23 protein-coding genes are annotated in these 25,298 nt (G+C 68.5%); 18 read left to right on the forward strand and 5 right to left on the reverse strand.

Annotation, left to right across the window (positions count from 1 at the left end; genetic code table 11):
* The first annotated feature begins 49 nt into the window (after positions 1-49).
* The 9 genes from L687_RS33485 (at position 50) to L687_RS33525 (ending at position 9,937) form a co-directional block, all read left to right on the forward strand.
* Complete coding sequence (locus L687_RS33485; protein ID WP_021200194.1) at positions 50-2,143, forward strand: DUF11 domain-containing protein; 2,094 nt, start codon at positions 50-52, stop codon at positions 2,141-2,143.
* Between the two features lie 59 nt (positions 2,144-2,202).
* Positions 2,203-3,351: a non-hydrolyzing UDP-N-acetylglucosamine 2-epimerase gene (wecB, locus tag L687_RS33490; protein WP_031207493.1), complete on the forward strand. Its 1,149-nt coding sequence runs from the start codon at positions 2,203-2,205 to the stop codon at positions 3,349-3,351.
* Entirely contained in the window at positions 3,351-3,542 is a 192-nt protein-coding gene (locus tag L687_RS33495; protein ID WP_021200196.1) for an LPXTG cell wall anchor domain-containing protein, read from the forward strand. The genes wecB and L687_RS33495 overlap by 1 nt, the downstream gene beginning before the upstream one ends.
* The gene (locus L687_RS33500; RefSeq protein WP_021200197.1) at positions 3,526-4,872 is read left to right on the forward strand and encodes a glycosyltransferase family 2 protein; all 1,347 of its coding nucleotides are present in this window, start codon (positions 3,526-3,528) and stop codon (positions 4,870-4,872) included. The genes L687_RS33495 and L687_RS33500 overlap by 17 nt, the downstream gene beginning before the upstream one ends.
* Positions 4,869-5,492 carry an exosortase/archaeosortase family protein gene (locus L687_RS33505; protein WP_021200198.1) on the forward strand — a complete coding sequence of 208 codons (624 nt, stop codon included), beginning with the start codon at positions 4,869-4,871 and terminating at the stop codon, positions 5,490-5,492. Before L687_RS33500 ends, L687_RS33505 begins: the two co-directional genes overlap by 4 nt.
* 77 nt (positions 5,493-5,569) lie before the next feature.
* Positions 5,570-6,235, forward strand: a complete 666-nt coding sequence (locus L687_RS33510) for a hypothetical protein (protein ID WP_021200199.1) — start codon at positions 5,570-5,572, stop codon at positions 6,233-6,235.
* A gap of 54 nt (positions 6,236-6,289) precedes the next feature.
* Positions 6,290-8,032 carry a DUF7507 domain-containing protein gene (locus L687_RS33515; RefSeq protein WP_021200200.1) on the forward strand — a complete coding sequence of 581 codons (1,743 nt, stop codon included), beginning with the start codon at positions 6,290-6,292 and terminating at the stop codon, positions 8,030-8,032.
* 206 nt (positions 8,033-8,238) lie between these two features.
* Entirely contained in the window at positions 8,239-9,372 is a 1,134-nt protein-coding gene (locus L687_RS33520) for an MFS transporter (protein ID WP_021200201.1), read from the forward strand.
* Positions 9,373-9,409: 37 nt separating this feature from the next.
* Positions 9,410-9,937, forward strand: a complete 528-nt coding sequence (locus L687_RS33525) for a hypothetical protein (protein ID WP_021200202.1) — start codon at positions 9,410-9,412, stop codon at positions 9,935-9,937.
* 50 nt (positions 9,938-9,987) lie between these two features.
* On the opposite strand, the gene L687_RS33530 is transcribed toward L687_RS33525, so the two are convergent.
* A complete protein-coding gene (locus tag L687_RS33530; protein ID WP_021200203.1) occupies positions 9,988-10,686 on the reverse strand; it encodes an alpha/beta hydrolase in 699 nt (232 codons plus the stop codon).
* Positions 10,687-10,780: 94 nt separating this feature from the next.
* On the opposite strand from L687_RS33530, the gene L687_RS33535 reads away from it, so the two are divergent.
* From L687_RS33535 to L687_RS41895, 7 genes are all read left to right on the forward strand, one after another.
* Positions 10,781-11,161: a YybH family protein gene (locus L687_RS33535; protein WP_021200204.1), complete on the forward strand. Its 381-nt coding sequence runs from the start codon at positions 10,781-10,783 to the stop codon at positions 11,159-11,161.
* 32 nt (positions 11,162-11,193) lie between these two features.
* Positions 11,194-11,829, forward strand: a complete 636-nt coding sequence (locus L687_RS33540; RefSeq protein WP_021200205.1) for an NADPH-dependent F420 reductase — start codon at positions 11,194-11,196, stop codon at positions 11,827-11,829.
* A gap of 65 nt (positions 11,830-11,894) precedes the next feature.
* Positions 11,895-12,848 (forward strand): NmrA/HSCARG family protein, encoded by a 954-nt coding sequence (locus tag L687_RS33545; RefSeq protein ID WP_021200206.1) that lies wholly within the window; start codon positions 11,895-11,897, stop codon positions 12,846-12,848.
* Positions 12,849-12,851: 3 nt separating this feature from the next.
* Positions 12,852-14,246, forward strand: coding sequence for a hypothetical protein (locus L687_RS33550; protein ID WP_021200207.1), 1,395 nt, complete (start codon positions 12,852-12,854; stop codon positions 14,244-14,246).
* A gap of 6 nt (positions 14,247-14,252) precedes the next feature.
* Complete coding sequence (locus L687_RS33555) at positions 14,253-16,076, forward strand: glycoside hydrolase family 15 protein (RefSeq protein ID WP_021200208.1); 1,824 nt, start codon at positions 14,253-14,255, stop codon at positions 16,074-16,076.
* Positions 16,077-16,131: 55 nt separating this feature from the next.
* Positions 16,132-17,040: an LssY C-terminal domain-containing protein gene (locus tag L687_RS41580; RefSeq protein ID WP_021200209.1), complete on the forward strand. Its 909-nt coding sequence runs from the start codon at positions 16,132-16,134 to the stop codon at positions 17,038-17,040.
* A complete protein-coding gene (locus tag L687_RS41895; RefSeq protein WP_021200210.1) occupies positions 17,037-17,504 on the forward strand; it encodes a hypothetical protein in 468 nt (155 codons plus the stop codon). The genes L687_RS41580 and L687_RS41895 overlap by 4 nt, the downstream gene beginning before the upstream one ends.
* 10 nt (positions 17,505-17,514) lie before the next feature.
* On the opposite strand, the gene L687_RS33570 is transcribed toward L687_RS41895, so the two are convergent.
* A complete protein-coding gene (locus tag L687_RS33570; protein WP_029258864.1) occupies positions 17,515-18,519 on the reverse strand; it encodes a magnesium and cobalt transport protein CorA in 1,005 nt (334 codons plus the stop codon).
* A gap of 459 nt (positions 18,520-18,978) precedes the next feature.
* Here L687_RS33570 and L687_RS33575 point away from each other — a divergent pair, with 459 nt between their 5' ends.
* Both L687_RS33575 and L687_RS33580 read left to right on the forward strand, forming a co-directional pair.
* A complete protein-coding gene (locus L687_RS33575; RefSeq protein WP_021200212.1) occupies positions 18,979-21,087 on the forward strand; it encodes a DUF7927 domain-containing protein in 2,109 nt (702 codons plus the stop codon).
* A gap of 199 nt (positions 21,088-21,286) precedes the next feature.
* On the forward strand, positions 21,287-21,742 hold the full coding sequence (locus tag L687_RS33580) for a hypothetical protein (protein WP_152525902.1): 456 nt from the start codon (positions 21,287-21,289) through the stop codon (positions 21,740-21,742).
* A gap of 138 nt (positions 21,743-21,880) precedes the next feature.
* On the opposite strand, the gene L687_RS33585 is transcribed toward L687_RS33580, so the two are convergent.
* The 3 genes from L687_RS33585 to L687_RS33595 are packed head-to-tail and all read right to left on the reverse strand — an operon-like array spanning position 21,881 to position 25,109.
* On the reverse strand, positions 21,881-22,903 hold the full coding sequence (locus L687_RS33585; protein ID WP_021200214.1) for a Gfo/Idh/MocA family protein: 1,023 nt from the start codon (positions 22,901-22,903) through the stop codon (positions 21,881-21,883).
* A complete protein-coding gene (locus tag L687_RS33590) occupies positions 22,900-23,928 on the reverse strand; it encodes a Gfo/Idh/MocA family protein (protein ID WP_021200215.1) in 1,029 nt (342 codons plus the stop codon). The genes L687_RS33585 and L687_RS33590 overlap by 4 nt, the downstream gene beginning before the upstream one ends.
* Positions 23,925-25,109, reverse strand: coding sequence for an ROK family transcriptional regulator (locus L687_RS33595; RefSeq protein WP_021200216.1), 1,185 nt, complete (start codon positions 25,107-25,109; stop codon positions 23,925-23,927). The genes L687_RS33590 and L687_RS33595 overlap by 4 nt, the downstream gene beginning before the upstream one ends.
* Positions 25,110-25,298 lie beyond the last annotated feature (189 nt).

Consider the following 25,298-nt stretch of genomic DNA (forward strand, 5'->3'; position numbering starts at 1 on the left):
TGGCGCCTCCCCGAACCGCCAGGAACATGAGATTGGAACCAACCTCACCATGTGGAAGAGATCGAGCGCACTCCTGCTCGGAACCCTGCTCGCGATGGGAGCTGTCGCGTCCGCGGCTCCTGCGTCTGCCGCGATAGGAGCCGCGACCATCGTGAACCCCAAGACCGGGGTCTTCACCCTCGCCGACGGCACCGTCGCGACCGCGACGATCTCCGGTGACGGCGCCCGTGTCTTCGGAGGCCAGGGGCAGTCGCTCGGCGCATGGAGCGGAGTCGACGCCATGTATGCCGACGGCGTATCGGCGAAGGACCTTCCGGTCCTCAACATCCATTCCAGTCGCGACTGCGGGAGCGCCGCACGATGCGCCGACGGGCAGATCACCGTCGAATTCGATCGTCCGGTCGACAACCCTGCGATCCACATCGCGGAGTTCGGTGCCGGCAACGGGGGCGCCGCGACCGGGTGGTCCGCCGCCGACGGAATCCGCTTCTCCTCGGCTGACGGCGGTGCGACGGCCGCCGTCGTGTCGGCCGGCGCGACATTCACCGACGGTGGCGACGGCTTTCATCGCGGTGACGTGAAGATCAACTGCTCCGCACCGACTCGGCCCGGGGGTTGCGGAAGCTTCACCGTGCCGGGGACCAAGATCACCCGGATCGTGTTCGACGTGGCGCGCTTCGCGCTGAGCGCAGACCAGGCGGCCGGCCTCGACGGCTACGCGTTCGGGGTGACCGCGACGGCGACCCCCGTTCCGACCCTTCCCGGCCTCTCCGTCTCGAAGACCGTGGACAAGGCGGCTGCGGTGCCCGGAGATGAGCTGGACTACACCATCACGGTCAAGAACACGGGCGACGCCGCTGCGCGCCGGGTTCCCGTCACCGACGCCCTCCCACGCGGGCTGACCGGTGTCACCGCAGGGCAGGGGGGAGACATCGGCGACGCGAGCGTGTCCTGGACCGTCGACGAGATCCCCGCCGGCGGTCAGAGCCAGTTGCATGTGCGTGGCACCGTGGACCGCTCCGGCGCGGGCACGACCCTCGTGAACCGGGCCGTCGTGAAGAACTCCGCCGACGCACCCGCCGAGACCCCCGCTCCCGCGTACACGACGCCGTGCGCCGACGACTCGGCCGCTGCGTGCGCCTCCACCGTCATCGCCGCGCTGCCTGCGCTGTCGGTGTCCAAGACCGTCGACAAGCAGGTCGCGGGACACGGTGAGGTGCTCACCTACACCCTGACCGTCGCCAACTCCGGCACCACCGCTGCTGTCGGGGTGCCGGTCAGGGACCTGCTTCCTGCCGCACTCACCCAGGTATCCGCGGATCGAGGGGGTGTGGTCGCCGAAGGCGTGGTCCGTTGGACCGTCCCCGAGGTGCCCGCCGGCGGCGTGGTGGAGCTGCACGTGACCGGAACGACTCCGGGTGGGCTCGACGAGGCGAACATCGTGAATCGCGCCGCGGTCCAGAATCCGGCCGATGCCCCCGCGGGCACGCCGGCACCGACGGTGATCACCCCGTGTCCCGATGACGTCCAGCAGGCATGCGCGCTGACGGTCGTCCCCGCGAGTGCGTCGCTGGAGATCAGCAAGACCGTGAAGCAGTCCACTGCACAGGCCGGGGCCATCCTCGACTACACGATCACCGTGACCAACACCGGTCCCGGTACCGCCGTGCAGATCCCGGTCGTCGACGACCTGCCCGATGGGGCACGGTTCATCTCCGCATCGACGGGGGGCATCGCTGTCAGGGACCGGGTCGGCTGGATGGTGGAGCAGATCCTCCCTGGTCAGACGGCGACCATGACGATGCGGGCGCAGGTGCCACTGGGCACGACCGCCAAGGTCGTCAATCGCGCGACCATCTCCTATGACCAGAGCATGAGTGATGCCCTGCGCACCGCGGCGAAGCAGGCCGGGGTGCCCTACCCCGACGACCTGGCCGATCTGCCCGCGCTCCCTCCGCACACCGCGGCGCACGCGTGCGGCGGAGACGAATCCTGGTCGTGCGCAGAGACCGCCATCACCCCCGCACCGGCGGGGCTGGCCCAGACCGGGGCGACGTTCGCTCTGGCGATCCCCGCGGTCGTCCTCCTCGCGGCTGGGGCATTCCTCACCGTCGCCGGCGTTCGCCGCAAGTCCAACCACTAACCACTCACCGTGTCGGCCCCGGGGGATTCTTCCCCCGGGGGCTGTTCGAGGTACCCAAAATGAAGCTCTCCTTCCCGTCCCCAACGTCTGAACTGCCGACGTCCTCGGTCATGATCGTGTTCGGCACTCGCCCCGAGATCGTCAAACTCGCGCCGCTCATCCGTCGGCTCGGTGATGCCGCGTACGTCGTCCACACCGGTCAGCACTACGACCGGGGGATGTCGGCGGTCTTCCTCCAGTCGTGCGGGATCGCCCGCGTCCACCGTCAGCTCCACGTCGGCGGGCTGCCGCGTGCGGCGCAGATCGGGCGCGGTGCCGAGCAGATCGCCGAGGCGATCAGCCAGATCGGACCGAAGTACGTCGTGGTCCAGGGCGACACCAACGCGACATTCGCCGCCGCCCTGGCTGCGAACGCCGCCGGAGTGCGTCTGGGGCACGTCGAGGCGGGATTGCGCGCCAACGATCGCCGCATGCCGGAGGAACACAACCGGGTGATGGTCGATCACATCTCCGACGATCTCTTCGCCGCGACCGAGGCGAACAGATCGAATCTGCTCGACGAGGGGATCCCCGACGAGCGCATCCTGGTCACGGGCAACCCCGTGGTCGAAGCCGTGCTCCGGCAGAGGGCTTCGGTCGAATCCGATGTGGAGGAACTCGTCCACCTCGGGGTCTATCCCGACCGATACGTGCTGGCGACCCTGCATCGGCAGGAGAACGTCGACTCGCCCGAGAACCTGCTCGCGACGTTGCACGCGTTCAACGACATCGCGTCATCGGGGTGGCCGGTCGTCTTCCCGGTGCATCCGCGGACACGCGCGATGCTTGCTGACCTCGACGCGGAGCACCTTCTCGACGCGCTGATCGCCGAGGAGCCCTTCCCGTACGAGCGGTTCCTCGCTCTGGCCGCGCATGCCGCGGTGCTGGTCTCCGATTCCGGCGGTATCCAGGAGGAGGCCACCGTCCTCGCGCGTCCAGTGCTCGTCGTCCGGGACTCGACCGAGCGCCCGGAGGCGCTCGGTACCTTCACGAAGCTGGTGACGCCCCAGACGCTCGCGGCGGAGACCGCGACCCTGCTCGCCGATGTCGAGAACACTCTTCTCGCGCTGGGTTCCCTGCCCTCGCCGTTCGGCGACGGCAGGGCGACCGAACGCATCGCCGCGCACATCCACTCGGTCGTGGCCGATCTGTTCACCGAGGAGGCGTGATGTACAGCAGCGAAGTCTCCGCGCCCGTGGCCGTGGTCGGGGTGCTCGCGATGACCGGGCCCGACTCCGTGATCGTCTGGGCGGTCCTCGGCGCAGTCGCTGTGGGAGCCGGGGCGTTTCTGGTCTGGCGTCGGCATCTCCTGCGTGTCGTCGCTCCTGAGTCGCGAGAGCCACATGATCGCTGCCGCTAACGCCATCTCCTTCCTCGTCACCCTGACATTCCTCGTCTATGTCTTCATGATCGTCGTGCCCTTCCTGCGTCGCACACCCGACCCGGAAGGGAGGGTGGATCTGTTCGACTGGCACATGTTCGTCCCCTGTCGGGACGAGGAGGTCGTGATCGGACGCACCATCGAGATGCTTCGCACCACGGTTCCCGAAGCGCACGTCTGGGTGATCGACGACGACAGCGATGATCGGACGGCGGCGCTCGTGCAGGCCGCCGCCGATGCGGATCCCTACGTGCACCTCGTCCAGCGGCGGCGTCCCGAGGCCCGCACCGGAAAGGGCGATGCTCTCAATGCCGCCTATTTCGAGCTCAACGCGTTCCTTCCCGGCGACACGGATCGAACCCGCGTCGTCGTCTGCGTCGTGGACGCCGATGGTGAAGTGGCGGAGAACATCCTCCGCCAGGCCGCCTCTCCGTATGCTTTCGGTGATCCAGAGGTGGGCGCCGCCCAGGTCACGGTCTTCATGAAGAATCGGGATGACCGGCATCCGGTCGAGGGAGCGGGGTGGGCCCGCAACACCTTCGGACGATTCCTGATCAGGATGCAGGACCTCGAATTCCGAGGCCCGATCGCGGCGGTCCAGTCGCTTCGCGGCTGGACCCAGACCGTCGGCCTCGGCGGAAACGGGCAGTTCACTCGGCTCTCCGTGCTGGACGATATCGCCGAGCGGTCCGATCGGCCCTGGCACGGGTCGCTCCTCGAAGACTACGAGCTGGGGATCCACGTGCTCCTCGCGGGACATAAGAACAGGCACCTCCACGACACCTTCGTCGCTCAGGAGGCTCTGCACGACTTCCGGCGCTTCACCGTCCAACGCACCCGTTGGGCGCAGGGCAACATGCAGTGCATCCGCTACATCCCCGAGATCGCGCGTTCGACGAAACTCTCCAACGCCGGTGTCCTGGAGGTCTGCTACTACCTGATGCTGCCGTTGTTCCAGGTCGTCGCCAGCGCCGCGGCCGTCCTGCTGGTGATCGGAGCAGCCGTCGGCCTCCTGTCCGGTGCGGTGACACTGCCCCCGAGCTCCGTGCTCCTCCTCGCGATCTTCTACCTCCTGTTCGGCATCGGCCCCTTCTTCATCTGGGGGCCGCTCTACCGTCGCTACAGCGAACCGCAGGCCGGATTCTGGACCGGAGTGCTCTGGGGATTCGGGATGTGGCTCTACGACTACTACGTCTACCTGACGGGTGCTCGCGCCATCTACCGGATCCTCCGCGGTCGAAACGGATGGGCGAAGACTCGGCGCAACGGAGAGACCGATGTCGCCGGACCGATCGCGAAGGACACATGATGCACACGCTCGCTCTGAATCCGGACGCACGAGGCAGCAGCCGCAGCGATCGCGAGGAATCACGCCGTGCCCCGGCCGACATCGCGGCTCGATACACCGTCGGAGTGTTGCTGATCGTCGCCGCCGTGCTCCTCGTGCTCCTCGAAGAACGGTTTCGCATCTTCGAGGCGGGTGTGGCCGGTTCGTGGCTCACCCCGTTCGTCCCCGGCGGTGTGCGCCACTACCTGAACTACTACATCCTCGAAGTCGAGCCGGGCCGGACCGTCGCATTCATGGTGACGATCGAGTGCACCGTCGCCTTCCTCACCGCGCCCCTCTTGGCGCTCAGCGGCGTGATTCTCGCCACGACGCGAGTGCGCTGGAGGCAGGTCGTGAAGTCTCTGCTCCTCTCCGTCGTGCTCATCTTCGTCACGAACCAGCTCCGTCTCGGGGTGATCGCCCTCGGATCGCAGGCGCTGGGGTTCGAGGTGGGCTACGAGCTGACGCACCGACTGATCGGTTCGGTGCTCAGCATCATCGGCTTCAGCGCCGCCTATCTGGTCTTCGTCGTGGTGATCGCCGACCTCCACCTGTTCCGTCGGGATCCGAACCGCCGTAGATCGCGGGGCCGGCGGGCGTAACCGAACAGCACTCCTTCCGTCTAGTGGGAGGCGCAGCAGTCCTGCTCGCCTCCACCAGATGATGAAAGGGGCACAGGATGAACAAGATCCTCACGTCCGCATGCTCAACCGGTCTCGGCCTGCTGATCGCAGGAGGGGCTGTATTCGGCGGCCAGGCGGCTTTCGCCGCCGAGCAGCCGGTCCCGCCGGACGCCACGTCCGCGACCACCGCCACCACGACCAACACGGATCCGGTCGCACCACCGCAGGTTCGCGGTTATCTCGGACAGGCCACCCAGACGGCCGCCCAGGGGGTGACCCCGGAATCGATGATCAGCGAGGGGGCCGTCGTGCAGCTCGTCAACGACGAACAGATCGACGGCGTGTATAGAGTCGTCCTCCCGGTTCCCGCGCACACGAGCTTCGTCTCGGCGACCGAGGGCGGCGTGCTCGTCGACGGCAACGTGGTGTGGACGTTCAACGTCGCTCACGACGGTTCCACACGGATCGTGAAGCCCGTGGCGACCTTCCAGGTGGACGGGGGCTACTGGGGGCCGACGATCACGAACAGTGCTCAGGTCCTGTACTCCGGTGGCGTGTTCACCGACGATCCGCGATTCACCTACTCCTACGCCCACACCTTCGCCGAGCGCCCCGCCGTGCCGTTGATCGATCCGGCCATCGGTCTCGTCGGTGCCGGTGTGCTCGCGGCCGGAGCCGCGGGTGCCATCGTCCTGCGTCGTCGTGCCTCAGCGGACAGCTGACCTTCGACCCTTCTCACCAGAGCACTCCCACTCGAGCAATCAAAGGACAACATCGTGAAAAGAACATCACTCCTCCGGGGCGCGCTGGCCGGAGGGCTGCTCGCGGCCCTCGCGGTCGGTACCCTCGCCGCCGCTCCGGCGGCCAGCGCTGCTGATGTGAACGGGTGGGCCGGATCCGGCGACACCCGTACCGCATCCGCGGCCGGCGCCACCGTCACCATCAGCACCAGCGACAAGGTCCAGGTGAAGGGGTCCGGCGACGTCGTCGACCTCGCCACCGTGCGGAATGGCGGCGAGTTCGGTCTGAACATCATCGGTGCGCCGGAGCTCTTCCCGTGCGCGAACGGCGCGGAGTGCGTCCGCGGTGTCGTCACCGTCGATTTCGGTCAGCGCGTGACGAACCCCAAGATCTCGCTCGCCAACCTGGGCGGTGATATTTACGCGGTGGGTGGTGTCGTCACCAGTTCCGCCAAGTACACCCTGCAGACGCCGGGGGTGAGCCTCTCCCGTGTCGCCGGAAACCTCGATGTGACGGCCACCACCATCACGTCGAACGACCTCGGTGCCAAGTCGGGCACCGTGCAGATCAACGGGGTCGTGTCGAAGGTCGACTTCCAGATCAAGATGCGTTCGAAGGGCGCGTTCGTCGGCCTCGTCCCCCTGTGGACCAAGGTCCCCAGTGACCTCCACAGCATCGACGTCGATGTGGACGCTCCTCTCAAGCCGGTCCTGACCCTCGACAAGAACGACCACCGCGACGTCGCTGTGATCGGAGACCAGCTCTCCTACGACATCGTCGTGAAGAACACCGGCAACGCGGCCGCCAACAACGTGGCCATCAGCGATGCGCTGCCCGCGGGCCTCGCCCCGGTCTCGGCGACCTACACGGCCGGCACCACGGGGCAGGCGACGATCGCCGGGCAGAACGTCCAGGGAACCATCCCGTCACTCGCCCCCGGCGCCTCGTCGACGCTCACCGTCAAGGCCACGATCGCCACGACGGCGCCGATCGGAACGCTGCGCAACAACGCCTGCGCCGTCGCCACCTCCTCGAACCAGGCATGCGATTGGGATGACACGAGGATCGACAAGCCCACGACGCCCGTTCTGACGATCGTCAAGGACGATCACCAGGGCGACGTCTCACTGGGACAGGCACTGACCTATGACATCGTCGTGAAGAACACGGGTGATGGACAGGCTCAGGGCGTCGTCGTGAGCGACCAGCTCCCCGCCGGCCTCGATTTCGTCTCGGGCAGCGGCCCGGCCGGAACCACCGTGACCGCGACAGGGCGCACCGTCACGGCTAGCCTCGGGTCAGTGGCCCCTGGGCAGTCGATCATCCTCACGGTCAAGGCGAAGGTCAACCAGTCGGCAGCACCCGGTGCTCTGACGAACACGGCTTGCGTGGCCGGCGCGAACGCGGCGAAGGCATGCGACGACGATACCGACATGGTCAAGCGCGAGTTCTTCCAGTACACGTTCAACTCGACCCCGACCGACCCGATTCCCGGCCAGGCCGTGACGTATCGGATGGAGTACGCGAACAACGGCAACGTCGACTCGGCGAACGCGGAGCTCGCGTTCGACATCGCCGGGATTCTGGACGACTCGTCGTGGAACCAGGCCAGCCTCACCGCGACCAGCGGCGCCGTCACCGTCAACGGCAGCAGCATCGACTGGAAGGGGCCGCTGGCCTCGGGGCAGAAGGTCGTGCTGACGTTCACCGGCGTCTGGAGCGGCAACGGGGACGGGTTCGCATTCCCCGGAATCACCTACTACGGCAGCGCGCGCTGAGCGCGTGACCGCAACACCGAAGGGGTCGTCCCGATGGGCGGCCCCTTCGGCATCGGCTAGGTTGGGACCGTGAGCCCTGAGTCCGACAGACCGTAGATCGCGGGTCGAGCGCCTTCCGCGCGCTCCCCGCATCCGCTGTCGACCCTTCTCACCCGCTGTTCATCGCGCTGTGCGATTCGAGCGGCGTCTTCGTGTCTGGATGCTCCATGCCCCTGCTCGTCCCCGTCCTGGCTCTGGCGATCTTCGCCCAGGGCACCAGCGAGTTCATGCTCGCCGGCCTCCTCCTCCCCCTCTCCGTCGATCTCGATGTCGATCCGTCGACGGCGGCCCTGCTGACCTCGGCCTTCGCGGTCGGCATGGTGATCGGCGCCCCGACCATGGCGGTCTTCGCCAGCCGTTGGGCTCCGCGGCGCGCTCTCGTGCTGCTGCTGGTGGTCTTCATCGCCGCGCACCTCGTCGGCGCGCTCGCGTCCTCCTTCTGGCTGCTGCTCGCGACGCGCGTGCTCGCTGCCCTGGCGAACGCGGGATTCCTCGCGATCGCTCTGGCGACGGTCCGGGCCGTCGTCGATCCCGCGACGGTGACGCGCGCCGTCGCCGTCCTCCTCTCGGGCACGACCCTGGCCACGATCGTCGGCGTCCCCGCCGGTGCGGCGCTCGCGAATGCGTACGGCTGGCGCTCGACCTTCTGGGCCGTCGCGCTGCTGTGCATGCCCGCTGTGGTCGCCCTGCTGCGGGACCGCACGCTCGTCGCGGTGCCGCGTTCGCCGAGGGTCGCCGTGCGTGCAGAGCTCGGGGAACTGAGGCGTCGCCCGGTGGTCGTCGCCGTGGTGCTCGCGGTGCTCGTGAACGCCGCGACCTTCGGCGTCTTCACATTCCTCGCTGTGATCGGTGCCGATGCCGGGGTGGAGGAGACCGGGATCCCCCTGCTGCTCGCCGCCTTCGGGGTGGGAGCCTTCGTGGGTGTCTCCGCGACCGGCCGATGGGCGGCCCGCTTCGAGCGGGGCTGGATCGTGGTGGGTGCCGCGGTGACGGCCACGGCCTGGAGCGTCTTCGCCCTGTCCGTCGATTCCGTGCCGGGGGTGTTCTTCGGCGCCGCGGTCGGGGGCATGCTGTCGTTCGCCGTGGGCTCGGCCCTGATCGCCCGCATCGTCGGGCAGGCGTCGGGTGCCCCGGTGCTCGGCGGCGCCTATGCCACGGCAGCGCTGAACCTGGGGGCGTTCGTCGGTCCCATGGCTGCCGGCTTCGCCTACGCGCAGGCCGGAGCGCCCGGGGTGCTCGTCGCGGCTGCCGCTCTGGCGGCCGTCGGTGTGCTCCTCGCTCCCCTCCTTCGCGCGCGATGACCGCCCGGGAACCCGGGCGATGCGAAAGACTGGAGGCATGACTTCGCCTGCGCTCGATTCCCTCCTGGCCCGCATCGTCGAGAGCGGGCTGCTCGAAGATCCCATCGCCGAGAACGGCCTCGTCTACGGACGGGCGAGCATCGACGCGGCGGGAACCGTGGTCAACGTCAACATCGACCCGGAGCTCGACGACGATGACGAACACGGCGACGACGTCGATCTCGATGTGCTGATCGCGGCCGTCTCGCGCATCCTCTCCGTCGGGGAATCCCGTTGGCGCGCGGTGATCGACGAGGTGGCGACCGACATCGATGATGCGGTGGACGACGAGCCCGTGGTCGAGCAGATCGACCTGCGAGACGATCTCGAGGCGACCTCGGTCGTGGTGTTCGCCGACGCCGTGCTGCTCGCCTTCGTCGCCCCGAAGCAGTTCCCCGATTCGCGCATCCTCGTGCAGCTCGACGACCAGCTCGACGTCGACGGGGTCGAGGTGCGAGAGCTCGACGGTTCCGAGAGCATCGATTTCGAGACGCTCGACCACATCAGCGGTCCCGACGAGAAGTGACCGTCGGATGCCGCGGCGTGGGCCCGCGGCATCCGACGGTCGATCGGGGGTCAGGCGCCGGCGAGGGCGGTTGTCGCGTCGTCGATCAGATCGCAGATCGCGGCGGGGTGCGAGGCCAGCGAGGCATGGCTGGCATCCAGTTCCACGATCTTGCGCGGTGACATCCGCGCCGCCATGCGCCGCTCGTTGTCGGGGTGGATCATGCGGTCCTGGGTCGACACCTGGTACCAGGTGGGCTTGACCTTCCAGGCGGGTGCGGTGACGTCGTCGCCGAACGTGGAGGCGAGCGGCGCCTTCTGGGTGACGGCCATCACGAGCGCCTCATCGTCCGTCAGATCCTGGCAGAAGCTCTCCTGGAACTTGTCCTGGGCGACCCAGAGGTAGCCGTCGCTGTCCGGCGCGATGTTCTCGAACGCTGCGGGCGGGTGCTCCGCGCTGATCTGCCCGGGGTTCTCGCCCGCATCCGGAGCGAAGGCCGCGACATAGACGAGTCCGACGACGTTGGGCAGGTCTCCTGCCTCGGTGATGACCGCCCCGCCGTAGGAGTGCCCGACCAGGAGGACAGGGCCGTCGACCTGCCGGATCATCGTGCGCGTGCGCTCCGCGTCGTCGGCGAGCGAGGTGAGCGGGTTCTCGACCGCCTGGATCGATTCGTACCCGCGTCGCCGCAGTTCGACGATGACTTTCGCCCAGTGGGCGGCGCCGCCCCAGAATCCGTGAACGAGGATGATCGTCGGTTTCGTGGTCATGGGAATACCTCCTGCGTGGGATCGGTTACCGTACTCCGACCATATACTTTCCACGGAAAGTAATCTAGGCATCGCAGGAACCGAGAGGGACACCATGTCAGCCGAAGAAGATATCCGCGAGCTGCTCGCCACCTACGAGCGGGCACTCAATACCGATGACACCGCGCTTGCCGTGTCATGTTACACGCAAGACGGCGTATTCATGCCGACGACGCTGCCCACGGCCGTGGGCCCGGAGCTCACACAGGCCTACGACGCCGTGTTCGCGGCGATCCACCTCGCGGTGGTGTTCACGATCGACGAGGTGACCGTGTTCAGCGACACCGCAGCCGCCGCGCTGACCCGCAGCAACGGAACCCAGACCGTCCGCGCCACGTCGACCACCACGCCGGAGTCGAATCGCGAGCTGTTCACCTTCGCCGTCGAAGACGGCCGATGGAAGATCAGCCGCTACATGTTCAACAAGTCCGCATAGCACCGACCGCACAAGACCTACAGGAGATCACCATGACCACCGCCATCATCGGAACCGGAAAGATCGGCAGCATCATCGCCCAGGACCTCGCGGACGGAGGAGAGGACCTGATCATCGCCGGCAGCGACCTGGAGAAGGCGGCGTCGCTCGCCGCCGCGGTCGGCGGAAGTGCGCGTGCGGCCGAGGTGCCCGCCGCGATCGCCGCTGCCGACATCGTCATCCTCGCCGTCTGGTTCGACGTGTCGAAGAAGCTGATCGACGAGAACCGCGACGCTCTCGACGGCAAGATCGTCGTCGATCCCTCCAATCCGCTCGGCCCGGACGGGAACGGCGGATACGTGAAGATCCTCGCGCCCGAGGAGTCCTCGGGCCAGATCCTGGCCCAGAAGCTCCCCGCCGGAGCATCCCTCGTGAAGGCCTTCGGAACGCTGGGCGCGGAGTCGATGAAGGTGAGCGCTCGGCAGGATCCTGCGATCGCACTCCTCTATGCGACCGACGACGGTGCGGCAGGGGAGGCCGTCGCCTCGCTGATCCGCTCCGCCGGTTTCGCACCCGTGAACGTCGGCGGACTCGACCAGTCCGTGCGCATCGAGGTGTACGGCGAACTGCACGAGATCGGTGGGCTCGGCCGGACCGTCACCGCGGAGGAGGCCCGCGCCGCCCTGTGATGGATCTTCCCGAACCCGCAACCGCACGAACTGCAACCGCACGAAGAGCAACAGAAGGAAAGCCGATGAACGAACAGAAGAAGATCGCGGTCGCCGGTGCGACCGGTTCCCAGGGCGGTGGCGTCGTGGACGCCATTCTCGCCGACCCCGAGCAGCGATTCGCTGTCCGCGCGCTCACGCGGGACCCGTCGTCCCCGGCCGCACGCGCGCTCGCCGCACGCGGAGTGGAGGTGGTGCAGGCCGACTTCGCCGACGAGCCGAGCGTGGTCGCCGCACTCACCGGCGTCGATGGCGCGTTCCTGGTGACGAACTTCTGGGCGCACGGATCCGCTGCCAGGGAGCTCGAGGAGATCGCGACGCTCGCCCGAGCCGCCGCCGCGAGCGGCGTCGGCCACGTGGTGTGGTCGACGCTGGAGGACACGCGCGATCTGCTGCCCCTGGAAGATCCGCGAATGCCTGTGCTGCAGGATCACTACAACGTGCCGCACTTCGACGCGAAGGGCGAGGGCAACGCCTTCTTCGCCGCGGCAGGAGTGCCGACCACCTACCTGAACACGGCATTCTTCTTCCAGAACCTCGCGGCCTCCGCGATGGGGGCGCGTCGAGAGGATGACGGTGTGCTGACGCTGACGCTTCCGCTCGAGGACGGGAAGCGGATGTCGGCGGTCGACGTCTCGGACATCGGACGGACCGCGTTCGCGATCCTGGCCGCGGGCGACGAGTACATCGGCCGGACGGTCGGGTTGGCGGGGGACCACCTGACGGGAGCTGAGTACGCGTCCGTCTTGAGCGACGTGCTCGGGGAACCCGTGCGATTCCGGTCGATCGCGTACGACGACGCGCGCAGGTCGGGCGCTCCCGGCAGTGACGAGTTCGGCAACATGTTCCAGTACTACGGCGATTTCGACGCCGAGTTCACCGGGGCGCGCGACCTGACGTCACTGCGGAAAATCGTTCCCGGGCTCAAGGACTTCCGCACGTGGGCTCAGGAGAACGTCGCGCTGCTGACGGCCGAGTAGACGATGAGCGAACACACGGTGACCGTCTCGACGGCTCGGGAGCTGCTGGCCGCCGTCAGCGCAGGTGTCGAGGACATCGAGGTGCGTGGGAGCATCGTCGGGGCGCCGGGGTTCACCCTCGCGCCCGGTGTGAGTCTTCGCGGAGGGACCCTGCAGTTCGGGGCCAGGGGTGTGCGGCTGACCTCGGACAACACGCTCGAGGACATCTCGATCCTGACGGCCGATGAGGAGGCGGCGATCCTCAACGACACCGGGGTGACCGATCTCGGCACCCTCACGCTGCGCAACGTCACCACGCGGGGGCAGATCGTCATCCTGGCGGAGGACCGTGTGCGTGGCGGGCACGTGCAGGCCGAGAACGTGCGGGTGCTCACCGCCGACCTGCGTGGACGGTTCCACCGTCCGCACGGGTTCGGCGTGGACGTCTTGCAAGGAGGCTTCACGCTGTGGAACCGGCAGGCGGATCCCGAGGTGGAGCTGACGGCGGAACTGCTCGAGATCTCTGCGGGGACGGAGGCCGAGCCGGTGTACGGAAGCGGGATCTTCGTCGGGGGACACGGAGGTCGGGACGGGCGCGGTGCGGGCGGAACCGTGCACGTCACCCGACTGCGCACCGGAGAGGTGCACACGGACGGGGCGATCCCGGCGGGGACGCCGGATCTGATCTCGGCCGGGGTGTTCGTGCTCAGCGGGGCGACGGTCGACGCGATGCGCACCGCGGGGGCCGTCACGACGTACGGCCCGAACGACATGGTGCTCGACAACTGGGGATCGGTGGGCACCTGGATCGCCACGGGAGAGGTCGCGTCGCACGGGCCGAGCGGTATCGGGGTCGTGAACTTCGGCGATATCGACACCCTCGACGTGCGCGCGCCGATCGTCACGACGGGGAAGGGCGCCCGGGGCTTCAACCTCTACGACGGCACGTTGCGGGAGGCGAGGTTCCAGAGCATCCGCACGACGGGCGACGGGTCGATCGGCATCCAGATCAGCAGGCCGATGGGGAGGCTTGCGGTGGATGGCGATGTCACGACGAGCGGCGGTGAGGGGCTGAGCCTCGTCAAAGGCGTGCAGATGACGCTCCCGGCGATCGCGCTGAGCGTGGCGGGGACCGGATCCGTCGACGCGCTCCGCATCGGCGGACGGCTCGTCACCGCGGGGGCTAACGTGGTCACACTGGAAGTGGGGGGACGTGTGGGCGAGGTGTCGATAGCCGGTGGCGTCCGCGCTACAGGAGCGGGCTCGAGGGCCGTGTCGCTGCTCGACAGTGCGGACATCGACATCGCGGACATCGACATCGCCGACATCGACAGTGCCGACATCGACAGTGCCGACATCGACAGTGCCGACATCGACAGCGCGGACATCGGCCTCCGATCGTCCGGCCCGAGGGGATGAGGCGCCGTGGGGGATGAGGCGGGCGTCCGCATCGAGGACTACGCGCTGCTGAGCAACTGCCGCACGGCGGCGCTGGTGTCGTGCGCGGGCAGCATCGACTGGCTGTGCCTGCCGCGGCTGGACTCGGCATCGACGTTCGCGGCGATCCTCGGCGACGAGTCCCACGGGCGGTGGCTGCTGCATCCGACCGACCCCGCTGCGACGAGCACGCGACGCTACGACCGGGAGACCTTCGTGCTGGTCACCCGATGGGAGAGCGGCGATGCGGTCGCCGAGGTGCACGACTTCATGCCGATGGGACTCGATCCCGATGCGGCGATCCGGCGGACCGATCTGGTCCGCCGGATCGTGGGAGTGCGCGGCTCCATGGTCTTCGAGCAGCGGCTGAGCATCCGCTTCGACTACGCCAGGGTGATGCCCTGGGTGCGCCAGGTCGGGCCGGAGGGAGACCCATGTCTGGTCGCGATGGGTGGCCCGGATGCCCTCGCCCTGCGCGGTGCACCGCTGAAGCCGATCGACCATCAGCACCGGGGCGAGCTGGCGGTCGACGCCGGAGAGGTGCGTGACCTGCAGCTGACGTGGTTCCCCTCGCACCTCGACCTCCCCCATGCGCTCGACGTGCAGAACGAGCTGGACGCCACGAAGGCCTGGTGGCAGGACTGGGCCGATCGGATCTCGCACGACGGCCCGCACCGGGACGAGGTGGTCCGGTCGCTGCTGATCCTGCGGGCACTCACCAACCACGAGACGGGCGGGATCGCCGCCGCGGCGACCATGGCCCTGCCGGAGGAGATCGGGGGCGTGCGCAACTGGGACTACCGCTATGTCTGGCTGCGCGATGCCGCCCTCACCCTCGAAGCGCTGCTCGCCCACGGGTTCCTCGGGGTGGCGGGGCAGTGGCGGGAATGGCTGCTGCGGGCCGTCGCCGGGGATCCTGCCGACCTCCAGATCATGTACGGCCCGGCGGGGGAGAGAGATCTCGTGGAGCGCGTGCTGACGAATCTCCCGGGATACGAGGGTTCCGCACCGGTGCGGATCGGCAACGGTGCGGCGGACCAGTATCAGGCCGACGTCGTGGGCGAGGTGCTGGTGACGCTGTCGGCCGCGCGGGCGGCGGGACTCAACGAGTCGGGCTTCTCCTGGCCGCTGGAGCGCGAGTTGGTCCGATTCGCCTCCGAGCAGATCGAGCGCCCGGATCAGGGACTGTGGGAGATCCGGGGTGAGCCCCGTCTCTTCACGCACTCACGGGTGATGATGTGGGCGGCGTTCGACCGCGCGGTGCGCGCTGTCGAGGAGCACGGGCTCGAAGGCCCCGTGGAGCGCTGGCGCGGGCTGCGGGATCGGATGCGCGAGGAGATCGATCGCGACGGTGTCGTCGACGGTCACTTCGTGCAGCACTACGCGACCACCGAGGTCGACGCCTCGCTGCTCCTCCTTCCGCAGGTGGGGTACTGCCGGCCGGATGATCCCCGGATGCTGGCGACGGTCGCACGCATCGAGCAGACGCTGATGTCCGACGGGCTCGTGCGTCGGTATCGCACCGGCACGGGGGTCGACGGACTCTCGGGCTCGGAAGGTGCTTTCCTGGCGTGCTCGTTCTGGCTGGTCGAGCAGTACGCGTTGACGGGGCGGCGTGCGGATGGGCATGCCCTCATGGAGCGGTTGTGCGGGCTCGCGAACGACGTGGGGATGCTGTCGGAGGAGTATGACCCGGTGGCGGGGCGGCAACTCGGCAACACTCCGCAAGCCTTCTCGCACCTCGCGCTCGTGCGAGCAGCGGATGCGCTGGCCCTGGCGGATCTCGGCTCGGCAGAGGAGAGGTCGCGCTGAGGGGGCGGTCCCTCGGCGTCTTCTCACCCGAGCGCGCAGTTCCTAGGATGTGGACATGACGGAACCGATTAAGCGGCGGGACCCTCTGGTCCCGCGCCGACGGTTCTCCGTCAACGCGGCTCTCGACGACGTCTTCTTCGTGTTCGCCGGTCTCGCCGCGATCTGGCTCGCGTATCTCATCATCACGGAGGCGTTCTCGTGGGGCTGGTGGGCCATCGGGTTCGCGGTGGCGTTCTGGCTGATCCTCGCCTACCTCGTGCTGCCGAGACTGCACTCCATCCTCACGCGCATCTACGTGCCCAGCTACTTCATCGGGCGGGCGCGAACGAGCGACGGCCTGCTCGGAGACCCGGTGAACCTCGCCGTCCTCGGCACCGAGGAGCAGCTCACCCGGTGCATGGCCGAGGCCGGGTGGACACGCGCCGATGACATCACCGCCGCATCGACCTGGCGCATCGTGTCGTCGACCATGCTCAGGCGCAGCTACGACGAGGCCCCGGTCAGCCCGCTCTTCCTGTTCGGGAGACGGCAGGATCTCGCCTATCAGCAGGAGGTCGAGGGCAACCCGGCCAAGCGGCACCATGTCAGATTCTGGCGCTGCCCTGACGGCTGGATGCTGCCAGGTGGGCACCGTGTCGACTGGGTGGCCGCCGGAACGTTCGACCGTGCGGTCGGGTTCTCGCTGTTCACCCTGCAGATCACCCACAAGATCGATGCGGACATCGACATCGAACGCGATCACATCGTCGGCACGCTCCGCGAGGCGCACACCGGGGTGCGCATCGTCATCATCCGTGACTTCTCCACGGGATACCACTCCCGGAACGGCGGGGGCGACAGCATCCACACCGATGGCGATCTGCCCGTGGTCGATCTCCGCCGCGTGGTGCAGGCGCGGTCGGCGGATGCCGCGGAGGAGGCCGTCGAAGAGGCGCCGGTCACCGAGCTGCGAGGTCTGTCGTGAAGCGGCCTCTGGCCACCGGCCTCGGCGCGGTGCTGATGTCGCTCCGGGTGATCTGGGGGTTCGTCTCGATCCTCGTCTACGTGCTGAACTGGACGGCGATCAGGGAGGAGATCTTCTCCACCGGCGACGGCACCGTGCTGGTTCCACCGGATGTCGCCGACATCCTCCTCATCGTCGGGTTCAGCGCGCTCGGCGTCTGGTACCTGTTCTACGGTGTGCTCGCCGGCCTGGTGTTCACCGGGTCGAACTGGGCACGCATCGTGGCGATGAGCTTCGCCTCGCTCAGCATCATCGTCGTCTTCCTCGACTGGTGGAACGCCGGCATCCCCGTCACGTTCCGCACCTCGCTCGCGAGCGTCGCGCTCGACATCCTCGTGCTGCTCGCCCTGTCGGCGCAGAGCGCCCGGAGCTTCGCCCGGCGCAACGACCCCCGCTTCATCAGCACGGGAGAGCCGCTCGCCTGAGGCGGTCGGTTCAGAGCCACTTCTTGTACTTGAACACCCCGAACAGGCCGACGGCGAACGCGACCATCGCGCCGATGGCCATCGGGTAGCCGAAGGCCCAGTGCAGCTCGGGCATCACGTCGAAGTTCATCCCGTACACCGTGCCGACCAGCGTCGGGGCGAAGATGATCGCCGCCCAGGAGGAGATCTTCTTGATCTCGTCGTTCTGCGCGAGCCCGGCTTCGGTCTGGCGGCGTGCGACCAGCGCGGAGTGCACGGTGAGCGCGTTCTCGAGGATCGCCCGGAACGAGTCGATCTTCTCGTTGACGCGGATCGTGTGGTCGAGCACGTCGCGCAGCGAACGCTGCAGCTCCTCGTCGATGCGGTACTTCGCCGATCCCCGACGCAGCCACTCCAGCATCCCGTTCAGCGGGTGCACGGCGCGCTGGAAGTTGATGACCTCGCGGGACAGCTCGTAGATGCGGCGGGAGAGCGCGCTGTCGTCGTCGCCGTCGCCGAAGAGCTGGTCCTCGATCTCGTCGATGTCGTTCAGCAGACCCGCCACGATCGGCTCGTAGCCGTCGACGACCTCATCGAGGATCGCGTAGAGCACGGCCTCCGGCCCCATCGCGAGCAGTTCGGGGTTCGCCTCCATGCGGGCGCGCACGGCGGCGAGGTTGGGCGACTCGGCGTGCCGGATCGTCACCACGAAGTCGGGGCCGACGAACAGGTGCAGCTCGCCGAACTCGATCGACTCCTGCTCGTCGCGGTAGCGCGCGGGGCGCAGCACGGCGAACAGGGTATCGCCGTAGCGCTCCACCTTCGAGCGCTGGTGGCCTGAGAGCGCATCCTCGACGGCGAGGGGATGCAGGTCGAACTCGCGCGCGACGGACGCCACCTCTTCGGGGCTGGGCCGGTACAGGCCGATCCAGGCGATGCCCCCGGCGGCGTCCAGCATCCGGTAGGTCTCGTCCAGGTTCTTGGGGGTCTCCACGCGACGTCCGTGGACGTACACGCCGTTGTCGATGAGCGCCATCATGCGGCTCCGTTCTCGCAGGTGCACGGCAGCAGAGAGCTCCGTGCGCGGGTTTCGTCAGGGGGCGGATGACGCCGCCGACGGCTGCGGAGAAGGACGTGCGAAAGCGGACCGGAAGGTCAACGCGCGAGCGCAGGGAGTCGCGACGCAGCGAAGGCGGCGTCGTAACTATCACCGGACATCGCCATCACCGCCTTTCGAGACTCTTCGGGCCGAACGACCCAACACGTCAGTATACTCCTGTCTGCTGTGAGGATTCCCGGTCGCGCTCCTGCCCCGATCAGAGCAGTATTCTGTTCGCCGAGAGGTGGAGTAGCACGTTACCTGCTAGTAGCATCGGACCTCGAAGCGATGCGGAGAGTCCGGCGTCGCCCCTTTCCGCATCGATCCGTCCGCTCCCGGCGCAGCCTCTTCGTGCGCCCGGTGTGTGCGGACGATGCGCCGCACGAAGGAGACTCCATGTCCGCTGCCCTCAGTCATCCTCGAGCCCGCGGTCTGCGGGGTGGGATCGCCGCCGTGCTGATGGTGTCGGCCGGGCTCGTCGGGGCCTCCATCGCCACCGCACCCGCCGCTCAGGCGGCGCCGGTCCTGCAGTGCACGGGGTCGACGGTCTACGTCACCAACCAGGGTGCGGGCGACGGCGACCTCTGGCAGATCGATGCGACGACGGGGACGGCGACCGCGCTGATCGACCTTCCCGGTGACAACGTCGTCAATCAGCTGGGCATCGCGCCGGGAGGGGGGAACTTCCTGTTCACCAAGGCGGGGACCGTGTACGACTACACGCTCGCGACCGACTCCTTCGACTCCACACCGGCCCAGGTGCTCGCGGGCTACTCGGCCGTCGGCGGAGCGGTGAGCCCGACGAGCGGGCTCTATTACTACGGGGGCATCGGCGCCGGCGGCACCGAGTACCAGATCGCCGTCTACGACCCCGTGACGAACACGAATCGGGGCGTCGCCTCGACGATCCGTCTGCCCGAGGGCGTCGCGCTCACCAACAGCGACTTCGCGTTCGACACCCTCGGTCAGATGTACATCGTGGGCAGCACGCCGACCGGTGGTGCGCTGATCCGCGTCGACGGCTCGATCCCCTCGACGGGGTCGAACTCCGCACTCACCTCGTCGCTGCTCACGAGGATCGAGCCCGTCGCCGGTGTGACCTATGCCGCCATCGCCTTCGGTGGGACCGGCGAGGTGTACATCGGTGGAGGCGCGGGACCGATCCTCCGGGTGAACGCCACCACCGGGGCATTGGTCGGGAACGTGCCGGTCTCGGGGGCCGTCGCCTCGAACATGACGGACTTCGCGACCTGTGGTGCGCCGCCGACCCTGACGGTGCAGAAGAACGTGGCGGGGCGGGTGCAGCCCACCGATCAGTTCGCCCTCTCGATCACCGGCGGCGGCATCGTGCCGGGACCAGGCAGCATCGGGGTCACCGAGGGTGCGGAGCCCGGGCTGCAGACGCAGTCGCCGGCCGAGACCGCCGGATCGGTGATCGTGCAGCCGAACGCCACCTACGACTTCGGCGAGACCGCCGCGGGAACGACGAATCTCGCGGACTACGGATCCCGCTGGGAGTGCGTCGATGCGCAGGGACCCGCGGGGGCCACGATCGGCTCCGGCACCGGTCCGTCGGGGAGCGTCACGATTCCGCAGATCGCCGGCGTCGCCGTGGTCTGCACCGTGTTCAACGAGCCGCTCGTGCCCGGGATGAGCCTCGACAAGAGGGTCACCGGAGTCATCGACGCCAATGGAAACGGCTACGACGATGTGGGCGACCGGATCACGTGGGAGTTCGAACTCACCAACACCGGCGAGACTCCGCTCGCGGGACTCACGATCGACGACGACAGGCTCGCTGCTGCAGGTATCGGCATCACCTGCGATCCGGACGCGCTCGCCCCGGCGGAGTCGGTGGTGTGCACGGCGGACCGGCCCTATACGATCACGCCGGCCGATCTCGCCGCGGGCGCGGTGGTCAACACGGCGACGGGGACAGGCACGCCCCCGGGTAAGCCCCCTGTCATCACCCCTCCGGACACCACGGAGACACCGGTCGGCGGCTACACCGTGACCAAGGGGTCGGACCCCCGGTCTGGCAGATCGGTGGCGGCGGGTTCCGTCATCGCCTACACGCTCACGGTGACCCAACGCGGCCTGGCGGCCGTTCCCGGAGCGGTGCTCGAGGATGATCTCGCCGAGGTGCTGGACGATGCCGCCTACAACGGTGATGTCTCCGCTTCTGCCGGTGCCGCATCCTTCGACGCGGCCGCGGGGACGCTCTCGTGGAGAGGCGACCTGGCAGCGGGCGACGTGGTCACGATCACGTATTCGGTGACCGTGGGAACGCGCGGTGACGGTGACCTCGTCAACACGGTCACCAGCCCGGGGTGCAGCACCGCCTGCACGACCACGCACGACCGGGTCCCGCCCCCCGCTGCCGGCCTTGCGACTACGGGAGGCGGAGTCGCGATCGGCGGCATCGTGGGCGCCGTGCTGGTCATCGCCGTCGGTGCAGGGCTCGTCCTCCGCGGGCGCCGCGGGGCTCGCCACGACGTGAGCTGATCTGAACGGACACGTGAGCTGACGCGGACCGAGGCGGGAGCGTCGAGGAAGGCCGGTCGGGAGCGCTCCGACCGGCCGTTCGCTCGCGGCCTCGGCAGATGCATAGTCCGGTTCAGGGATGATCGCGTAACACGTTACGCATCACGCTCAACGAGTGTCCATCCGGATGATGCGAACGTCGAGGACCGGAGGTCATCTCATGAAGACGAAGACAGCAGCAGCTCTCGGTGGACTGGTTCTGGCTGCGAGTCTGCTTGCCGCGTGCACCAGTTCCTCGGGTGCACCCGCAGGGTCGCCCACGGGGGCACCGACGAGCACGTCGGCGAGCACCCTCAGCACTGCGGAGCTCGCCATGTGCACGGCTCTCAAGAAGGTCGCCGCCGACGTGGTGCCTGATCTCGAGAGGGCTTCCGAACTCGTCAAGTCCGACCCCGCAGCTGCGGCTTCGCTGGTCGACAAGATCCGTGAGGCGTTCATCAGCGGACAAGAGGATGTCGACTCCGGTCTGACTCCCGACTACGCGACAGCCATGGACGGGTACGCAGTGGATATCAGGGCGCTGCCGGCCGGGTCGGATGCGACGAAGATATCCCAGGAGCTTGCGGAGCGCGGGACCGCGTTCGCCTCCGACGTCGCCTACTTCTGCAAGGAGTAGACGACGCCAGACGGAGTGCTGTCGCACGCCGGGACCTGCACGATCAACCGTGACCAGGTTCACGAGCTCACCGCTCGGTTCGGGTGAGCTCGTGACGGCTGTGTCCGCGGCTCTGGTTATCGTCCGTCGCGAGGCGCGTCAGAGGGCGATGACCGCGCCGCCGCGGGCGGCGGAGGCTTGCGCGGCCGTGGCGATCTCGACCGTGCGGATGCCCACGCCGGCGTCGGGCTGCGGTTGGCGCCCCTCGCTCACGGCGCGCACGAACTCGTCGAGCAGCAGCGCGTCGAGGTCGGCGCCGACCGGGCTCCAGGTCTCGCCGTGCGCATCGTGCCCGGCGACCCCCTTGGCGAAGGGACTGACCGTGACCGTGCCGCGCTCGGCGACGACCTGCAGGGTGAGTCCACCCCAGGTGGCCGAGCTCATCGGCCAGCTCCAGGAGCAGTCGATCGTGGCGATGACCCCGCTCGGGTACCGGATGGTCACGAGTCCGCCGGTCTCGACGTCGAGTTCGCTCTGCGCGTGCAGGATGCTGTTGGACACGGCGCGGACCGACTGGGCGCGCTCACCCAGCAGCTCGTCGAGCAGGTCGGCGCAGTGCACGACGTGGTCGACCAGTGCGCCGCCTCCGGCCAGCTCCGGATCGGTGAACCAGGCACGATCCTGCGGCAGCTTGCCGTTGTTGATGCCGGTGACGCCGAGGACCGTGCCGAGACGGCCGCTGCGCAGCTCGGCGATCGCCTCGCGCACGCTCGGCGCGAACCGCACCGGGTAGGCGACCATCAGGATCACGCCGGCGCGGTCGCACGCCTCGCGCATCGCGATCGCGTCGGCGACCGTCGTGGCCAGAGGCTTCTCGCAGAGTACGTGCACCCCGGCCGCGGCCGCGCGCTCGACGAGGGCACGATGCCGGGAGTTCTCGGCGGCGATCACGACCGCATCCGGCTTCCAGGCGAAGGCCTCGTCGTAGGTCTCGACGTAGGCGACGCCCAGCTCGGCCGCGAGGTCTGCGCCGCGAGGGGCGTCGTCGGGGGCCGAAGCGCCGTCGGGGTCGGCCGCGATCAGCTCGATTCCCGGCATCGCCTTCAGCGCGTGCACGTAGCTCAGGGCATGCGTGTGCGCGAACGAGAGCACGGCGATGCGCAGCGGGGCGGAAGCGGTCATCGGGCGGCCTCCTCGGCATCGGGCGCGAAAAGTTCAGGAGCACGGTGTTCGGACAGCGCCACGGGGGCGCCGGAAGCGATCGACGCGTATGCGGCCTCGGCGACGGCGACCGCCTCGATGCCGTCTGCAGGGCTGACCCTCGCCTCGCGCCCCTCGCGCAGCGCGGCGACGAAGTCGGCGATCTCGGCGTAGTACGGACTCTCCTGCGGAGACATCGGCGGCAGGTAGTCGGCGTCGCCCGCGGGGAGCACGGCGTCGGTGCGCAGCGCTTGGTCCTCGGCGCTGTCGTAGCGGAGACGTCCATCGGAACCCGACACCTCGACGCTCGTGCGGAACGGCATGCCCGGAGCGACCCAGCTGCCGTGGATGTGGCTGATGACGCCGCTGCGGTGCGTGAGCACCACGTGCGACGTGACGGGGGCGGGAACGCGGTCGTCGATCGTCGGCGGGTTCTGCACTGCGTAGACGCTCGCGACGGGGCCGGCGAACCAGACGGCCTGGTCGATGTCGTGGATCATCAGGTCGCGGATGACGCCCCCGCCCGCGCGTTCGGAGAAGAACCACGGCGTCTGCGGGGCGGAGCCGGCACGGCTGAACCGCTGCACGGCGAGCGTGCCGATCCGCCCGGCGTCGATGCCGGCCTTGATCTGGGCGTATTCACCCATGTACCGCACGACGTGGGCCGGGAAGAGCCGTACCCCGGCCTCTTCGGCGGATCGGGCCACGGTCGCCGCGGCTTCGGCCGTCGCTGCGAGCGGCTTCTCGCAGATCACGTCGAGTCCCCGGGCGATGGCGCGCTGCGCGAAGTCGGCGTGGGTGCTGCTGGGGGTCACGATGTCGACGATGTCGACCAGCCCGATGAGGGTGTCGACGTCGGGCACGAGCTCGAATCCGTACTCCTCGGCGATCTCCTCCGCTCCGACGAGAGAGGTGACGTACCCCTCCGCCCCGAGTGCCCGCCAGGCGTCGGCATGCACGCGGGAGATGCCGCCCGCGCCGATGAGTCCGACCTTCAACGTGCTCACTGCTTCTCCTCGGTTGTGTCGATGACGGTGTCTTCCGCCCCCGCCGGTTCGAGCGGCAGTGGGGTGATGGGCGGCGCCGGCATGTCCTCGATGCCGTAGATCTCGGCGGCGTGCCGTTGGAACGCGTGCACGACGGCTCCGTGCGCGGCGGCTTCGGCGCCCAGCCGTGCTTCGGCGATCGGCACCTGGAAGGGCAGGCCCAGGTGGCCGGGCAGAGCCGCCCGGAGCGGATCGAGCAGCTGCTCGTGCGCGGCGGAGAGCCCGCCGCCGATCACGATCATGGCCGGGTCGACCGTCATGGTCAGGGTGGCGATGCCGTGCGCGAGCTCGTCGATGAAGGCGTCGAGCTCCTGCTGTGCGGCGGGATCGCCCCCGCGGGCCAGAGCGAACACCTCGGCGGCGGTCGGGGCGGTGCGCCACGTGATCTGGCCCGTCTCGGTGTTCAGCCCGCGGAAGGCGAGGCGGCCGATGTCGCCCGCGGCGTTGTGGATGCCGCGGCGCGGTCGTCCGCCGAGGATCAGTCCCATCGCGATCCGGTTGCCGACGGACAAGTAGATCACGTCGTCGACGAGTTGCGCGACCCCGAGATGGTGCTCGGCGACGGCCGCGAGCCGCACCCCGTTGTCGACCGCGACGGGGCAGCCGAACGCGTGCCGCAGCTGCGAGCCGATGTCGATGCCCGACCATTCCGGGATCACGACCGAGGTGGTCACGCGTCCCGCATCGTCGACGATGCCGGGGAGCGAGACCCCGACCGCTCGTACCTTCGATGCGGGGATCGACACGACCGAGAGGGTGCGGCGCACGTCGTCGATCACGGCCGCGAGCTTGGCTGCGCCGTCGAGCTGCTCGGCCACACCGGAGTAGCTGCGCTGCGCGATCACGACCCCTGACAGATCGGCGAGCACGACGCGAACGCTCGCGACACCGATGTCGACGCCCACGACGGTCCCGGCGGCACCGTGGAACGAATAGCGACGGGCGGGGCGACCGGCACCGCCGCCGTTCTGGGCGGGGGCGTCGACGATCAGGCCCGAGTCGGCCAGCACGGTCACCGCGTTCTCGACCGACGTGCGCGAGATCTCGAGCGAGCGGGACAGATCGTTCACGGTCGCGGGCCCCGAGTCGCGCAGCTGCAGAGCGGATCGCGCGACGATCGAGAGCGGGCTGTTCACGGCCATGTGCGGTCCCTTCCTCATCTCCGTCGTCGGGTGCGATCAAATTAGCACACCCAATTCTCAGATCAAGCTTTGATGTTCTCGAACGGGAAACACGGCGGAAACATGGCTCTGAGAACTTGTACTTGACGAATTATCCCATTGCAGTGTCATAATGAACCGTACTCAGCACGGTATAAGCAAAGGAGCACC

Origin of the sequence: Microbacterium maritypicum MF109 (assembly GCF_000455825.1) — a bacterium.
Lineage (GTDB): Bacteria > Actinomycetota > Actinomycetes > Actinomycetales > Microbacteriaceae > Microbacterium > Microbacterium maritypicum_A.

Excerpts from the sequence above, each read along its gene's own strand:
- L687_RS33595 (WP_021200216.1), bottom strand. The coding sequence starts at position 25,109 with ATGGCCGTGAACAGCCCGCTCTCGATCGTCGCGCGATCCGCTCTGCAG.
- L687_RS33520 (WP_021200201.1), top strand. The coding sequence starts at position 8,239 with ATGCCCCTGCTCGTCCCCGTCCTGGCTCTGGCGATCTTCGCCCAGGGC.
- L687_RS33540 (WP_021200205.1), top strand. The coding sequence starts at position 11,194 with ATGACCACCGCCATCATCGGAACCGGAAAGATCGGCAGCATCATCGCC.
- L687_RS33525 (WP_021200202.1), top strand. The coding sequence starts at position 9,410 with ATGACTTCGCCTGCGCTCGATTCCCTCCTGGCCCGCATCGTCGAGAGC.
- L687_RS33550 (WP_021200207.1), top strand. The coding sequence starts at position 12,852 with ATGAGCGAACACACGGTGACCGTCTCGACGGCTCGGGAGCTGCTGGCC.
- L687_RS33535 (WP_021200204.1), top strand. The coding sequence starts at position 10,781 with ATGTCAGCCGAAGAAGATATCCGCGAGCTGCTCGCCACCTACGAGCGG.
- L687_RS33585 (WP_021200214.1), bottom strand. The coding sequence starts at position 22,903 with ATGACCGCTTCCGCCCCGCTGCGCATCGCCGTGCTCTCGTTCGCGCAC.
- wecB (WP_031207493.1), top strand. The coding sequence starts at position 2,203 with ATGAAGCTCTCCTTCCCGTCCCCAACGTCTGAACTGCCGACGTCCTCG.
- L687_RS33505 (WP_021200198.1), top strand. The coding sequence starts at position 4,869 with ATGATGCACACGCTCGCTCTGAATCCGGACGCACGAGGCAGCAGCCGC.
- L687_RS33545 (WP_021200206.1), top strand. The coding sequence starts at position 11,895 with ATGAACGAACAGAAGAAGATCGCGGTCGCCGGTGCGACCGGTTCCCAG.
- L687_RS33495 (WP_021200196.1), top strand. The coding sequence starts at position 3,351 with ATGTACAGCAGCGAAGTCTCCGCGCCCGTGGCCGTGGTCGGGGTGCTC.
- L687_RS33530 (WP_021200203.1), bottom strand. The coding sequence starts at position 10,686 with ATGACCACGAAACCGACGATCATCCTCGTTCACGGATTCTGGGGCGGC.
- L687_RS33575 (WP_021200212.1), top strand. The coding sequence starts at position 18,979 with ATGTCCGCTGCCCTCAGTCATCCTCGAGCCCGCGGTCTGCGGGGTGGG.
- L687_RS33570 (WP_029258864.1), bottom strand. The coding sequence starts at position 18,519 with ATGGCGCTCATCGACAACGGCGTGTACGTCCACGGACGTCGCGTGGAG.
- L687_RS33510 (WP_021200199.1), top strand. The coding sequence starts at position 5,570 with ATGAACAAGATCCTCACGTCCGCATGCTCAACCGGTCTCGGCCTGCTG.
- L687_RS33485 (WP_021200194.1), top strand. The coding sequence starts at position 50 with ATGTGGAAGAGATCGAGCGCACTCCTGCTCGGAACCCTGCTCGCGATG.
- L687_RS41580 (WP_021200209.1), top strand. The coding sequence starts at position 16,132 with ATGACGGAACCGATTAAGCGGCGGGACCCTCTGGTCCCGCGCCGACGG.
- L687_RS33580 (WP_152525902.1), top strand. The coding sequence starts at position 21,287 with ATGAAGACGAAGACAGCAGCAGCTCTCGGTGGACTGGTTCTGGCTGCG.
- L687_RS33500 (WP_021200197.1), top strand. The coding sequence starts at position 3,526 with ATGATCGCTGCCGCTAACGCCATCTCCTTCCTCGTCACCCTGACATTC.